The 14,309-nt window shown below is 60.7% G+C and carries 12 protein-coding genes; 8 read left to right on the plus strand and 4 right to left on the minus strand.

What is annotated here, in order from left to right:
* Positions 1-19: 19 nt before the first annotated feature.
* Complete coding sequence (locus RY113_RS04915; protein WP_315913717.1) at positions 20-1,261, plus strand: pyridoxal phosphate-dependent aminotransferase; 1,242 nt, start codon at positions 20-22, stop codon at positions 1,259-1,261.
* Positions 1,262-1,390: 129 nt separating this feature from the next.
* A complete protein-coding gene (locus RY113_RS04920) occupies positions 1,391-2,449 on the plus strand; it encodes an LLM class flavin-dependent oxidoreductase (RefSeq protein WP_245932201.1) in 1,059 nt (352 codons plus the stop codon).
* Positions 2,450-2,477: 28 nt separating this feature from the next.
* On the opposite strand, the gene RY113_RS04925 is transcribed toward RY113_RS04920, so the two are convergent.
* On the minus strand, positions 2,478-3,470 hold the full coding sequence (locus tag RY113_RS04925) for a pirin family protein (protein ID WP_315913718.1): 993 nt from the start codon (positions 3,468-3,470) through the stop codon (positions 2,478-2,480).
* Between the two features lie 295 nt (positions 3,471-3,765).
* Between RY113_RS04925 and RY113_RS04930 the strand changes: the two genes are divergently transcribed.
* Together RY113_RS04930 and RY113_RS04935 are read left to right on the plus strand one after the other, a co-directional pair.
* Positions 3,766-5,154: an inorganic phosphate transporter gene (locus RY113_RS04930; protein WP_110106480.1), complete on the plus strand. Its 1,389-nt coding sequence runs from the start codon at positions 3,766-3,768 to the stop codon at positions 5,152-5,154.
* A complete protein-coding gene (locus RY113_RS04935) occupies positions 5,151-5,405 on the plus strand; it encodes a hypothetical protein (protein ID WP_110106481.1) in 255 nt (84 codons plus the stop codon). The genes RY113_RS04930 and RY113_RS04935 overlap by 4 nt, the downstream gene beginning before the upstream one ends.
* Before the next feature lie 141 nt (positions 5,406-5,546).
* Here the strand turns inward: RY113_RS04935 and RY113_RS04940 are convergent, their stop codons facing one another.
* On the minus strand, positions 5,547-6,005 hold the full coding sequence (locus RY113_RS04940; protein ID WP_315913719.1) for a hotdog fold thioesterase: 459 nt from the start codon (positions 6,003-6,005) through the stop codon (positions 5,547-5,549).
* A 163-nt stretch (positions 6,006-6,168) separates the two neighbouring features.
* Here RY113_RS04940 and polA point away from each other — a divergent pair, with 163 nt between their 5' ends.
* Both polA and RY113_RS04950 read left to right on the plus strand, forming a co-directional pair.
* A complete protein-coding gene (gene polA, locus RY113_RS04945; protein ID WP_396334214.1) occupies positions 6,169-8,793 on the plus strand; it encodes a DNA polymerase I in 2,625 nt (874 codons plus the stop codon).
* Positions 8,794-8,852: 59 nt separating this feature from the next.
* On the plus strand, positions 8,853-10,196 hold the full coding sequence (locus RY113_RS04950) for a GNAT family N-acetyltransferase (RefSeq protein WP_315913720.1): 1,344 nt from the start codon (positions 8,853-8,855) through the stop codon (positions 10,194-10,196).
* Between the two features lie 72 nt (positions 10,197-10,268).
* Here RY113_RS04950 and RY113_RS04955 read toward each other — a convergent pair whose 3' ends face one another.
* A complete protein-coding gene (locus RY113_RS04955; RefSeq protein WP_315913721.1) occupies positions 10,269-11,030 on the minus strand; it encodes an ABC transporter permease in 762 nt (253 codons plus the stop codon).
* A 258-nt stretch (positions 11,031-11,288) separates the two neighbouring features.
* Here RY113_RS04955 and rpsA point away from each other — a divergent pair, with 258 nt between their 5' ends.
* Together rpsA and RY113_RS04965 are read left to right on the plus strand one after the other, a co-directional pair.
* Positions 11,289-12,770: a 30S ribosomal protein S1 gene (gene rpsA, locus RY113_RS04960; protein WP_110106486.1), complete on the plus strand. Its 1,482-nt coding sequence runs from the start codon at positions 11,289-11,291 to the stop codon at positions 12,768-12,770.
* 174 nt (positions 12,771-12,944) lie between these two features.
* Positions 12,945-13,556: a DUF805 domain-containing protein gene (locus RY113_RS04965; RefSeq protein ID WP_110106487.1), complete on the plus strand. Its 612-nt coding sequence runs from the start codon at positions 12,945-12,947 to the stop codon at positions 13,554-13,556.
* Between the two features lie 14 nt (positions 13,557-13,570).
* Here RY113_RS04965 and RY113_RS04970 read toward each other — a convergent pair whose 3' ends face one another.
* Positions 13,571-14,308, minus strand: coding sequence for a YigZ family protein (locus RY113_RS04970; protein WP_315913722.1), 738 nt, complete (start codon positions 14,306-14,308; stop codon positions 13,571-13,573).
* Position 14,309 lies beyond the last annotated feature (1 nt).

The following is a 14,309-nucleotide window of genomic DNA, read 5'->3' on the forward strand; positions in this document are numbered from 1 at the left end:
TTGTGTGAAGATGGAATGTATGCGCCCCATGCAACATTCTTCAAAACTAGCCAATGTCCGGTACGAACTTCGCGGTCCCATCCTGCACGCCGCCCAGAAAATGGAGGCGGAGGGGCACCGGATCCTGCGCATGAATTTAGGCGATACGGCCCCGTTTGGCCTTGAGGCGCCGGAATCCATTGTCGTAGACATGATCCACCACCTCCGCGGGGCACAGGGCTACAGCGATTCCAAGGGCATCTTCTCGGCCCGGACCGCTATCTCCCAGTACTACCAAACCAAGGGTCTGATGAAGATCGGTGTGGATGATATCTTCGTGGGTAATGGTGTCAGCGAACTTATTTCCATGACGCTGCAGGCGTTTTTGGAAAACGGTGACGAGGTCCTTATCCCAGCACCGGACTATCCACTGTGGACCGCTACCGTCACACTCACCGGGGGTGTGCCCGTGCATTACCTCTGTGATGAGGAGACGGCGTGGTGGCCTGATATGGCCGATGTTGAGGCGAAAATTACGCCGAAAACCCGGGCCATTGTCATCATTAACCCCAATAACCCCACAGGTGCGGTGTATCCGCGGCACATCCTGGAAAAGTTCATGGAGCTGGCCCGTAAGCATGATTTGGTGATCTTCTCGGATGAGATCTACGAGAAGATCCTGTACGACGGCCGCAGCCACATTCACATGGCCTCGCTAGCCGAAGACGTGTGTGTGCTCACGTTCAGTGGCCTCTCCAAGGCGTACCGGATGCCAGGCTACCGGGCGGGCTGGGTGGCACTTTCTGGTCCCCGCTCCGCCATGGCCGGATTCAAGGAGGCACTGGAACTCATTGCCTCCTTGCGCCTGTGCTCGAACGTGCCGGCCCAGCATGCCATTCAAACCTCACTGGGCGGCTACCAGAGCATCAACGACCTCACAAAGCCCGGTGGACGCCTACATGAACAGCGGGACAGGGCCTCGGAGCTCCTGAACGCTCTGCCCGGTGTCTCCTGCGTCCCGGCAGCGGGGGCCATGTACTTGTTCGTCAAGCTCGATCCGGCGATCTACCCCATTGACTCGGATGAGAAATTTGTGATCGATCTGCTGCAGGATCAGAAAATCTTGGTCAGCCACGGCACCGCGTTCCACTGGCCCACCCCTGACCACTTCCGCTTCGTCATCCTGCCTTCCGTGGGTGACATTGAAGAAGCCATCCGGCGAATTAGCAGTTTTCTGGCCGTCTACCGGAGCAAAGCCGGACTCATGGCCAGGCAGGCCTGAGTTTCGGCCTCACTAGCCGCGCCGCCACTAGCTGCGCCGCAACTAGCCGCGGCGGGAATAGTTTGAGTGGCACAACAGTTCCCCACTTAGATGCAAACGCATCTTTCTTTGAGATTGGACGGAACCCCCTTGGCTACGAACACTTCCTCACCCCGGCACATCGAACTGGGGTTGGACACTTTCGGTGACATCACCCTAGACGCCACGGGAGCGCCCAAGAGCGCCGCGCACGTGATTCGCGACGTCGTAGAACAAGCCGTCTTGGCTGACACCTTGGGCCTTGACTACTTTGGCGTGGGAGAGCATCACCGTGACGATTACGCCATTTCCGCCCCAGATATGGTGCTGGCAGCCATTGCCGGGCAAACACAGCGCATCCGCTTGGGCTCGGCCGTCACGGTACTGAGCTCCGATGACCCCATCCGCGTGTATCAGCGCTTTTCCACGCTCGACGCCGTTTCCTCCGGCCGCGCGGAGGTGATCCTTGGGCGGGGGTCCTTCACGGAATCCTTCCCGCTCTTCGGCCTTGATTTGGCCAATTATGAGGAGCTCTTCGAGGAAAAACTTGAATTGTTCACCGAACTGCTCAAGGAAAAACCCGTCAGTTGGAGCGGTAATCTACGCCCGGCACTTCACCAGCAGAGCGTGTACCCGGCCATGGAGTCCGGCACGCTGAAGACCTGGATTGCCGTGGGTGGCAGCCCCCAATCGGTGGTGCGGGCCGCCCACTACGGCTTGCCGCTCATGCTGGCCATCATTGGGGGAGAGCCTGCGCAGTTTGCACCCTTTGCCGAGCTCTATCACCGGGCATTGAAGGAATTCGGCCAGCCCGGCCAGCCCATTGGCGTCCATTCACCAGGCCATATTGCCGCAACGGACCAGGAAGCTATGGATGAGCTCTGGCCCCACTATGCCATCATGCACAACCGTATTGGCAAGGACCGGGGATGGCCGGCCCTGACCCGTGCAGAATTTGATGCCACGGCCGGACCCAACGGCGCACTCGTGGTGGGTTCACCCGAAACTGTGGCGAAAAAGATCACCCGGGTAGCGAAGACACTGGGACTCTCGCGGTTTGATCTGAAATACTCTCACGGCACGCTGCCGCACGCGTCCCTGATGAAAAGCATTGAGCTCTACGCCACTGAGGTTGCCCCGCGCGTGCGGGCCAACCTCAGCCAAGAGTAGCCAAGACTGGCCAGGGAACTTTCTGCCCTCAGCTCGGGTTGGCGCGTGGACGCAGCCTGACCGTAGGCAGCGCCGGAGCTGGCAGAGGGGCATCACGCTGGCCGGTGGGCAGGGTGAAAGTAAACTGCGCACCGCCCGGCTCCTGCCCAATCACGGCTTGCCAGGCAGCCCGGAACGCCACGATCTCCTCGTGAGTTCGGCCCACAAAGTTCCACCACATCAGGATGGACTCGTTGAGGGGCTCGCCTCCTATGAAGAGCAGCCGGACAGGGGCGTTGCCTGCAACCAGGTGCACCGTGTCATGTCCCAGCCCCAAGTAGGCCAGCTCGTTGCTGGCAACCGTGGTGCCGGCAATGCTCGGGGATCCAGTATCAACAAGGAATCCATGTTCAAAGCCTGGGGTCAGATCAAGTGTCAACGCGGCGCCTGCGTCGAGCCTGATCTCGGCACCCACGATGGGCGTGAATGTCTCAACGGGGGAGTGCTCGCCCAGTGCTGAGCCCAGGAAGACACTGATGACCACTCCGGGTAGTTGCCGTGGAACTGGCCGGTAATGCTCAAATTTGGGCCAGGTAAAGCGTGCGGCGTCCGGCAGCGCCGCCCACAGTTGAACCCCATGCAAGGTGTGGGTGGTGGGCGTTGAATACTCCGAGTGGCTGATGCCACGGCCGGCAGTCATTAAGTTCAGCTCCCCGGGCCGGATCAAGGTGTGATTCCCGGCGCTGTCGGCGTGCAGGATTTCTCCGCTAAAGAGCCAGCTAAGGGTAGCCAGCCCGGTGTGAGGATGTGGCGGGACTGCCATGGGCGGGTTGTTTTTTATATGATGGGGACCATAGTGATCAACAAAACACCACGCCCCAATGAGGGAGCGGCCTCGTTGTGGCAGAGTTCGCCGCACGGTCATGGCACGGGGGCCGCCCAAGGGCACCAGGCGCGGCGCTAAGATTTGCACGCCCGCCACCAAAGGCCCGGGATCACTGGGGCAAAGCAGCTCATCTGGGCTAGTTTCAAGGTTACTCATTGCAAGGGGTCCTTCCAGAAAACGGGCCGGCGTCACGGTGATGCGGATAGCGAGCACCTCGGCTCAGGCGGCTCTTGGACCAATGCTAGTGCGCGCTCTTAGTGCCGGGGTTAACCCCGTGTTCACCTTCCGTTAACCTGCTGCTTGGGTTCTGGGCACCAAGCGTGGGAAAATCGTCGTAGGATCGTAGCGGTTGGGTTCACCAGCGCTGTCTCATGTCATGGGCGGTGGCACAAAGTTTCCTGCTCAATAATTCTTGTAGTCTCGCCTTTGCCCCCTCAAGATTGGATCGCGGGTGGATCTCACCTTCATGGTCGTGCTAGTCATAGCACTGGCCCTCTTCTTTGATTTTACGAATGGCTTTCACGACACAGCCAACGCCATGGCAACTCCCATTGCCACCGGCGCCATCAAACCCAAGACTGCTGTGGCCCTGGCCGCAATCTTGAACCTGGTGGGTGCTTTCCTCTCCACCGAGGTGGCCAAGACCATCTCCGGCGGCATCATCAATGAGGGCGGGCCCAACGGTGTCGCCATCACCCCGGAGATGATCTTCGCCGGGCTCATGGGTGCCGTGCTGTGGAACTTGTTCACCTGGTTGCTGGGCCTGCCCTCTAGCTCGTCCCACGCACTGTTCGGTGGGCTTATCGGAGCCGCGATCGTCGGTACCTGGTCATTCGGTGCAGTGAACTTCATGGTGGTTATCTCCAAGGTGCTCCTGCCGGCCATCCTGGCGCCGGCCATTGCCGGCCTGGTCGCCTACCTGTGTACGCGGCTGGCGTACGGTATTACCCGCCGTTCCGACCCGGACTCCGGAGACAAGCTGACTCAGAAACGTGGCGGTTTCCGCCGCGGACAGGTCTTCAGTTCCTCCCTCGTGGCACTGGCTCACGGCACCAATGACGCCCAGAAGACCATGGGTGTAATCACCTTGGTACTGGTGGCATCGGGCTTGCAAACAGCAGGAACAGGTCCCCACCTCTGGGTCATCACAGCCTGTGCCATTGCGATTGCCGGTGGTACGTATGCCGGCGGCTGGCGCATCATCCGCACGCTCGGCTCCGGCCTGACAGACGTTAAGCCCGCCCAGGGTTTCGCCGCTGAAACCAGCACGGCAGCCGCCATTTTGGCCTCCAGCCACCTTGGCTTCGCTCTCTCCACCACGCACGTGGCCTCCGGCTCCGTGATTGGCTCCGGACTGGGCCGCAAGGGTGCCACAGTACGCTGGGGCGCCATTGGCAAGATTGGCATTGCTTGGCTCCTGACCCTGCCTTCGGCGGCCATTGTGGGTGGCCTTGCCGCGCTGCTGATCCGCACCGGCACAGTAGGCCTGGTCATCGTGGCAATCCTGGGGCTGGGCGCCATCTTGTTCATGTTCTACAGGTCACAGCGTGAAGTGGTTGACCACAACAACGCCATCAGTGACGTTGACGCCGTGGGTGAAGCGCTGAACATCCCCAGCAAGAAGGAGCGCGAGAAGTTGGCCGCCAAGGCCCGTGCCGCACAGAAGGTGGCCGAAAAGGCAGCCAGGCGTGCTGCCGAAACCGCCGCCGTCCGCGCCGACGCGCAAACGGCCTTGGACCGTGCCGATACGGCTGTCTTGAAGGCCATGACCAAGGCTGCCGCGCAGGCGGAAGCTCCCAAGGACAAGGCAAAGATTGACGCTAAGAAGGGCAACAAATGATTGACTGGTTTGGATTCGTCATTGTCGCCATCGTCACCTTGGTTGGCGCCGTATTTGTCGTCACCATGTACTCCCTGGGCGTGCGGCTGGATGCTGTCAGTGATGATCCGGAAGCAAACTCCCCGGGCGCTGCCAAATTTGGTTCCTACGTCTGCTTCGGGTTCAGCATCCTGGCTGTGGTGGCCGGAATAGTGCTGATTGTGCCGCCGTTTTACAAGGCCGCCATGCACGTATTTGGCGTGGAAGTCTAAGCCCGCCTCACCATTGAAGAACGACGCCGGGCACTCACCTTTTGCATACTGCGGAAGGCGGGTGCCCGGCGTCGTAAGTTAACGGCTTCCAAGGCTCAACGGAGCGTTCCGGCGGTGCGGATTGGTACGGGTTGGTGGGGGCTAGTTTGAGAGGATCATGTTGGTGATGCGGCAGGTGGATAAGCGCTGGCCAGCGTCATTTCTCATAACAACCTCGTGGGTGGTGAGGGTGCGGCCCAGGTGGATGGGCGTGGCGGTGCCGGTGACCAAGCCCGTGCTGGCGGCCCGGTGGTGTGTGGCATTGATCTCAATACCCACCACCTTGCTGCCGGGACCAGCGTGAAAAGCAGCAGCAAAGGAACCCAACGTTTCGGCCAAAACCACGTGAGCTCCGCCATGGAGCACACCCGTTACTTGAGTGTTTGACTCAACAGGCATGGTGGCAACCATGGATTCGGCGCTCATCTCGGTGAACACGATTCCCATCTTGGTGACCAGGGCGCCCACGCCGTGCTTTCCGAGCATGGCGTGAATTTCGGTGGGGATTCCTGCGGCGAGGAGTTCTTCGGTCAGGGGATGCGGTGTGAATTTATCGCTCATGATGACTAGGCTGGCACCTGTGAGTGATTCTGCCAAGACGGCCCCCCAGTCCACTGTTGCAACCAGCCCGGTTTCAGCGCCAGCCACAGCGCCCGCTACAGCCCCTGCTACCGGGCTTCCCAGCGGGGAAACCCCGCGCCTGCTGGTGATTGACGGCCACTCCATGGCCTTCCGCGCCTTTTACGCCCTGCCCCCGGAGAACTTCGCCACGGACACGGGCCAGCACACCAATGCAGTGCATGGTTTCACCTCGATGCTGCTGACCATGATCCGGCAGCAAAAACCAACCCATGTGGTGGTGGCCTTCGATCTAGACACACCCACTTTCCGTTCCCTGGAGTACACGGAGTACAAGGGCGGACGTAATAAAACTCCTGAGGAGTTCTACGGCCAGATTGATCTCATTATCAAGGTCATGGAAGCCATGAAGATTCCCACCATTTCGGTGGACGGTTTTGAAGCTGATGACATCATCGCCACGCTCTCTACCCAGGGCGAAGCCGCCGGCTGGGACGTGCTGGTGGTCTCCGGTGACCGTGACGCTTTCCAGCTCATCACCGAAAAAGTGCTGGTCCTGTACCCGAAGAAGGGCATCTCCGACATCCCGCCTATGGATGCTGCGGCCGTCGAGGAGAAGTACCTGGTCCCTCCCAACCGTTACTCGGATCTGGCTGCGCTGGTGGGCGAATCCGCGGACAACCTGCCCGGCGTTCCCGGTGTGGGGCCCAAGACTGCAGCCAAATGGCTCAAGCTCTACGGGGACCTGGACGGGATCCTGGAAAACGTTGACTCTATTGGCGGCAAGGTGGGGGAGTCGCTGCGAGCCCATGTGGAGGACGTCAAACGCAACCGCCACTTGAACCACCTGCTGCGTGACATGGACCTGCCCGTGGCCCTGGAACAAACCCTGTTGCAATCCCCGGACCGTGAGGCTGTTGAGGAACTCTTTGACGCACTCCAGTTCAACACCCTGCGCAAGCGACTCTTTGACCTTTTTGGTGAGGAGGAACCGGAGGATGCCGGTGAGGCTCACGAGGTGCCCGAGCATCAGCTTCTCACTGAGGCGGGCCAACTAACCACCTGGCTGAAGGCCGCCCCGGGCCCCGTAGCTGTAGATGTGCTCAGCGAAAAGGCCGGTCTGGCCCACGAGGCCGTCGCGGTAGCGCTGGTACGTGCCGATTCAGCCGTGGTGGTTGAACTGAGCACCGCCGATGAGGCGCTGGAGAACACCCTGGCCACCTGGCTGGCAGCCGATGCGCCGAAGGTGGTGCACGAGTACAAGGAAGCGCTCAAGGCGCTCTCGGTACGCGGGCTGGCCTTGGCAGGGGTCATCGATGACACCTCACTATCTGGCTACCTGATCCAGCCTGACCGGCGCAGCTACGAACTGGCCGAGCTGAGCCAAGTCCACCTGAAGGTCTCCTTCGAAGCGGCAAAAGAGGAATCCGGGCAGCTAGACCTGGGACTGGAGGGTGAGAAAAAATTCGCCGACGCCGTCCAGCGCGGCTACGTTGCCCTGCTGTTGAGCGAACATTTCGCCCCCATGCTGGTGGAGCGTGGCGCTGAAGGCCTGCTACGCGAGCTGGAACTTCCTCTGGCCGCTATTCTGGCCGAGATGGAATTGACGGGCATTGACGTTTCTCAAGAGCGCCTGGCCACGCTGCTTGCCGATTTCACCGCTGCCATGAACGCAGCACAGGAGGCCGCTTTTGCCGCGATTGGGCACGAGGTCAACCTGGGTTCACCCAAGCAGCTCCAGGAAGTCCTTTTTGAAGAATTGGGTCTGCCCAAGACCAAGAAGATCAAGACCGGCTACACCACCGACGCCGCTTCCTTGAAGATGCTGTTGGAAAAGACCGGGCACGAATTCTTAGCCCAGCTCATGGCCCACCGCGAGGCGTCCAAGCTCAAGCAAATGGTGGAGACTCTGAAGAAATCGGTGGGTCAGGACGGGCGCATCCACACCACTTACGCCCAAAATGTTGCTGCCACGGGACGCTTGTCCTCCAACAACCCCAATTTGCAGAACATCCCCATCCGCACCGAGGAAGGGCGCCGGGTCCGGGACATCTTCGTGGTCAGCGAAGGCTACGAGTGCCTGCTGGCAGCCGACTACTCGCAAATTGAAATGCGCATCATGGCCCACCTCTCAGGGGATGCCGGCCTCATTGAGGCTTATGCCCAGGGCGAGGACCTGCACCGCTACGTTGGCTCGCATGTGTTTGGTGTGGCCCCGGAAGAGGTCACCTCCGCCATGCGTTCCAAGGTCAAGGCCATGTCCTATGGGCTGGCATACGGGCTGACCAGCTTTGGCCTGTCCAAGCAGCTGGAAATCTCCGTCGATGAGGCCCGCACCCTGGTCAAGGACTACTTTGACCGCTTTGGCGGCGTCCGCGACTACCTCCGTGGCGTGGTGGAACAAGCCCGCATTGACGGCTACACCTCCACGATTGAGGGCCGCCGCCGCTACCTGCCCGATCTGGCCAGCACCGACCGCCAACTGCGCGAGTTGGCCGAGCGGGTGGCACTGAACTCACCCATCCAAGGCTCGGCCGCGGACATCATCAAGGAGGCCATGCTTGGCGTGGACAAGGCGCTGACGGAGCAGGGCCTGAAATCGCGGATGCTGTTGCAGGTTCATGATGAATTGATCCTGGAAATTTGGCCCGGGGAGCTTGACACCGTCAAGGCGCTCGTCACAGAACAAATGGGTGCCGCAGCCCAACTGCAGGTGCCGCTGGAAGTCCAGGTGGGCATCGGCGCCAGCTGGAACGACGCCGGACACTAAGCACCGCCTCGCACCTTACTTCACCGACCCGCACTTCACAGACCTGGATGAAAGAGCTCATGAGTAACGAACACAGCACCCGCCAGCGGGCCCCGCGGTCCTTCCCCTATGAGCTGCGCACCTTCCCCTGCCGGCTCGTGGACGGAGAGGTGCCGGCGGAGCTCAGTGCCTGGATTCAGGCGGTGGCTTTAGGGTTCCACGGGGACGCTCCCACCCCGGAGCTCGCCAAACGGTATGTTGAATGTGAGCAGGCCGATGAGCGGATGGCTACCGGGGCCTACCTCAAAGACACGGTGGCACCCGCCGGTGCGTGGGGGATCGACTATCCGGTAGCCACCTACGCCTACCATCGAAAGACCCTCAATGTTGGCGGGGGAACGTTGCTTCCGGTCCACCAGATCACTGCTGTGACGGTCCGGCCCAGCCACCGCCGTCGTGGATTATTGCGGGCCATGATGGGATCTGACCTGGCCCAGGCCAAGGCGGCCGGGATCCCGGTGGCGGCCCTGACAGCGTCCGAGGCAACCATTTACGGGCGCTTCGGATTCGGCGTGGCAACCCACGCCAGTGACATTGAGGTCAACGTCAAGGGCGGCCTGGACTTTATTGTGCCCGCGGCAGCCGAACAAGGCCAGGTTGAAATCGCGGATCCGGCCACCGTCCGGGACGTCCACAATGAGGTCTTTGCCAAGGTTCATGCGGGTCGGTACGGATCAATAGGCCGGCATGACATGTACCGGCTCAGTGCCTCGGGCCACGGCAACTACGGGAGCATGGAACCGGTCAAGAACGTTCGGGCGGCGCTCCACTACGACCAGTACGGAGTTGTTGACGGCTACGTGACGTACAAGCCGGGCACTGACAGCTCCCTGGCCACCGTGCAGATTGTGGACCTGCTCGCGGCCAGCGACGGCGCCTACCTGGCCTTGTGGAAGTTCCTGGGCTCACTCGATTTAATTGAGGTGATCACGTGGTCCATGGCTCCAGTAGTGGACCCGCTGGAATGGGCCATGGCAGCCAAGCGGCGGTACAAGCGCACTTCCACGGAGGACCTCTTGTGGCTGCGGATACTGGACACACCTGCGGCACTGGCTGCGCGTGACTACAGGGCTGACGGCAGCCTGACCATCCACGTGGGCGACCCGCTGGGACATGCCTCCGGGATCTTCCGGATCGATGTAATCCACGGCAAGGCCACGGTCACCCGCTGCCCGGAGGACGGCTCGGTTCCCTTTGGGCTGAGCATGGGCGTCAGTGAACTCTCCAGCCTGTATTTGGGCGCCGTCAGTGCCCAAACCCTCCACGCAGCAGGCCGGATTCGCGAGGATCTTGCCGGGACGGTAGCCGCCTTTGACGCGCTGTTTGCCGCCAAGGAATCGGCGCACTGCATGACCAATTTTTAGCTTTCTTCACTTGAGCGCACCCTGCCCGCCTACGTGCAGGAAGTCAGCCACGGGCAAGCGGGAAAGGTGCACTCAAACGGCCACTGAGCGTGGTCGGTCCCATGCCGCCAGAGTGCTCAGCCACAGTGTCATGGCGGCGGCTGTGGAATTGACGAACAGCAGGGAAATCAGCACGAGGAGCTGGATCATGCCTGCATCAAGTGGGGCGGCCCCGCCAAGGATCATTCCCACGAAGGCGCCCGGCAGCGTGACCAGCCCGGCCGTGCGGGTCTGGTCAACAGCCGGTAGTACCGCCTCGCCGGCAACAGGCAGGCCCACCATGAAGCGGGCAGTCGGCCAGCGGAATCCCAGGGCCACAGCAGCCTCAGTCTCGCCGTGCCGCAGGTGCAATTCGTCACGGATGCGCCGCCCACTGAGCGTGACCGCGGACATGGCCCCGCCAATCTGCTGACCCAGCACGGCGATGATGGCCAGCGCGTTGAAGGGCAGCACCCCAAAAGCAAACATGAGAGCGGCCATGGGCGCCACGGCTGCCGCCAGGGGAATCGCTGCCATCCACCACCGACCCGAAGGGGCAACCCGGTGCCCCGACGTCCAGACCGCCATAACAAACATTAAGGCTACAAAGCTGAAGGACAGCGCCGTGTGCTGTGACAGCCACGCAATGATCAGAGCAACGGCACTCAACTGTGCAAGTGCCCGGGCTCCTGCAGTCACCAGTTGGAACGGTGAACGGCCCAGAGCCCAACGCCACACTACGGCGGCCAACAGCAACATCACGGCCAGCAAAAACCATGCATTCGGCCCAAGGACCAGAAGTGTAGAAGCATTCACACACGCCATTATTGCAAGCTGCCGAAAAGTGGCGGATGCGTTTTGCGCTCCCACTCCCGAACAACTAGACTCAACGGGTATGTAATGAGTGATGTGGTGGCCTTTGCGGTCCTCACTTGCCCAAAATATGCACTGCACTGCGCAGGAACCCCTGCACTCATAATAATATTCGGGTCCGGCAACGGTTACGTCGCGAGTACTATGCGGCGAAGCTACGGATCCGTCGAAACCAACTATCCACATCGGAGCCCCTACTACATGACCATCACGACCCCCGAGAAGACTAGTACCACTCCCGTCGTTGCCATTAACGACATTGGTACTGCTGAAGAATTCCTCGCCGCAGTAGATGCAACCATCAAGTACTTCAACGACGGTGACCTCGTTGAAGGTATCGTTGTCAAGGTTGATCGCGACGAAGTTCTGCTCGACATCGGTTACAAGACCGAAGGTGTCATCCCCTCCCGCGAGCTGTCCATCAAGCACGACGTTGATCCCGGAGACGTAGTCTCCGTTGGCGATCAGGTCGAAGCTTTGGTCCTCACGAAGGAAGATAAAGAAGGCCGACTGATCCTCTCCAAGAAGCGCGCGCAGTACGAGCGTGCCTGGGGCGACATCGAGAAGGTCAAGGAAGAAGACGGTGTCGTTACCGGTACCGTCATCGAGGTGGTCAAGGGTGGTCTTATCCTCGACATCGGCCTGCGCGGCTTCCTGCCGGCATCGCTGGTCGAGATGCGCCGTGTGCGCGACCTGGCTCCCTACATCGGTCAGAAGATCGAAGCCAAGATCATCGAGCTGGACAAGAACCGCAACAACGTTGTTCTGTCCCGCCGTGCCTGGCTCGAGCAGACCCAGTCCGAGGTTCGCTCCACGTTCCTCAACAAGCTGGAAAAGGGCCAGGTTCGTCCCGGCGTTGTTTCCTCCATCGTCAACTTCGGTGCCTTCGTTGACCTCGGCGGCGTAGACGGCCTCGTCCACGTTTCCGAGCTGTCCTGGAAGCACATCGACCACCCGTCTGAGGTTGTCGAAGTTGGCCAGGAAGTCACCGTTGAGGTTCTCGAAGTTGACCTGGACCGCGAGCGTGTATCGCTCTCGCTCAAGGCTACGCAGGAAGATCCCTGGCAGACCTTCGCCCGCACCCACGCCCTCGGGCAGGTTGTTCCGGGTAAGGTCACCAAGCTGGTTCCCTTCGGTGCGTTCGTTCGCGTTGAAGACGGCATCGAAGGCCTGGTTCACATCTCCGAGCTGGCCGTGCGCCACGTTGAGCTGGCCGAGCAGGTTGTCTCCGTTGGCGACGAACTGTTCGTCAAGGTCATCGACATCGATCTGGAACGCCGCCGGATCTCGCTCTCACTCAAGCAGGCCAACGAAGGTGTTGACGTCGACTCAACCGAGTTCGATCCCGCACTCTACGGCATGGTTGCTGAGTACGACGAAGAGGGCAACTACAAGTACCCGGAGGGCTTCGATTCCGAGTCCAACGAGTGGCTTGAAGGCTACGAGAGCCAGCGCGCCGTTTGGGAGCAGCAGTACGCTGATGCCCAGACTCGCTGGGAAGCACACAAGAAGCAGGTTGCCGAGCACGCCGCAGAAGATGCAGCTGCTGACAACGCCGGTGAAGGTGGCGAGTCCGCAGGGACTTCCTACTCCTCCGAGCCTGCTGCAACCGAATCGGGCGCCGGCACTCTGGCTTCCGACGAGGCACTTGCTGCCCTGCGCGAAAAGCTGACCGGAAACTAATTTCCCAGCCTTTCACACACTAGTTCTTTACGGGTTCTCCACCTTCGGGTGGGGGACCCGTACCTGTTAAGGGGGCAGAACCTGTTGAGCTGTTTGTGTCAATGATCTTAGCCCGGGCAGGCATGCCTTCGGATACGATGGGTTGAAACCATCGAACAAGAGGTATATGAGGCAATGACCAATCCGGAACACCACCCGCAGCATCATCGTGTAATCCCTGGATACTTTGGCCCTGCAGAGGCTGCGCCGGTCTCGGTTCCGGTGACGCAGGCACAAGCCCCGCAGCCACTAGGGCAGCAGGTTCAAGAATGGCAGATGCCGGCGTCCGTGCCACCGTATGTGACTCCGTCGATGAGTTATGGGTCGGCAGATTCCGCTTCGCAGCCCATGGTCGGGGCCACCCCGCTACAAGCCGTGGGCCGTTTCTACAAGAAGTACGGAACTTTCAGCGGCAGGGCCAGCCGCAGCGAATTTTGGTGGGTCCTATTCTTTATGGCTGCCGTGTTCGTTATTACGGCCATGGTGAATTCAGCCACCAGTGACTGGGTAGTCAATGCCTATATCACCTTCGTGTTCGTTTCTTTTGTGCCCATGCTGGCGCTAACTGCCCGGCGTCTTCACGACGCTAATCTCCCCGGCCTCTTGACAATATTGGTATTGATCCCATGGGTGGGATTCCTGATCATCGGGGGCTTGGCGTGCAAGTCCTCAAAGCCAGGCGGCAGCCGTTTCGATCGCCTGCAGCCGGAACGTGCGCGCCTGCAAGCTAGGAAGCACCAAAGGTAGATCGGCAGCCGTTGTCAGGCCCGGTCTAATGGTGTGTCCACCCAGTCCGTGCCGGTTGTTGCCAACGTGCAGCGCCCCGCACTTAATGCGGCAAGGCGTTCCACAGCAGTGTTGATGATCAGATCATCATCAGCTATGGCCAATCCCACATGGGTGTTGAGGGCGTCATAGTTGTTGCCCGTCATGAGGTAGCCGGCGCTGCGCAGATCATTTTCCAGCCGGCCTGCCGCCGCATGGGGGACGGCTACAGTGAAAAGTTTGAGCCTGTCCCGGCTCACCAAGGGAGCCAACTCCAGGGCTTTGCTGACGGACTCTGAGTACGCCCGCACCAGCCCACCGGCACCCAGGAGAATGCCGCCAAAATAGCGTACGACCACGGCGCACACATCGCTGAGGTCAGCGCTGTGCACCCCATCACCAGCCCGAGTCTCACGTTTCACCAACGCATCCAGCATGGGTGTGCCAGCTGTGCCGGAAGGTTCGCCGTCGTCGTTGGAGCGCTGAAGATCGCGGCCGGGGCCAATGACAAAGGCCGAACAGTGGTGCCGGGCGTCGTAAAATTCCTTGCGCAGTTCGGCCACCAGGGTCCTGGCTGACGGCTCCTCGTCCACTCGGCGCAGCACCGTGATGAAACGGGAACGCTTGATCACGAGTTCATGACGGAAATCGGCTCCGGCGCGAAGGGTTGTGTACGAGTTGGGGCCGGGCGTGGCCCGCGGGGGCCCGGGGCTGGGCTGGACAGTCTGGCTCACC

Origin of the sequence: Arthrobacter sp. lap29, from assembly GCF_032458965.1 — a bacterium.
In the GTDB taxonomy this organism is placed as follows: Bacteria; Actinomycetota; Actinomycetes; order Actinomycetales; family Micrococcaceae; genus Specibacter; species Specibacter psychrochitiniphilus.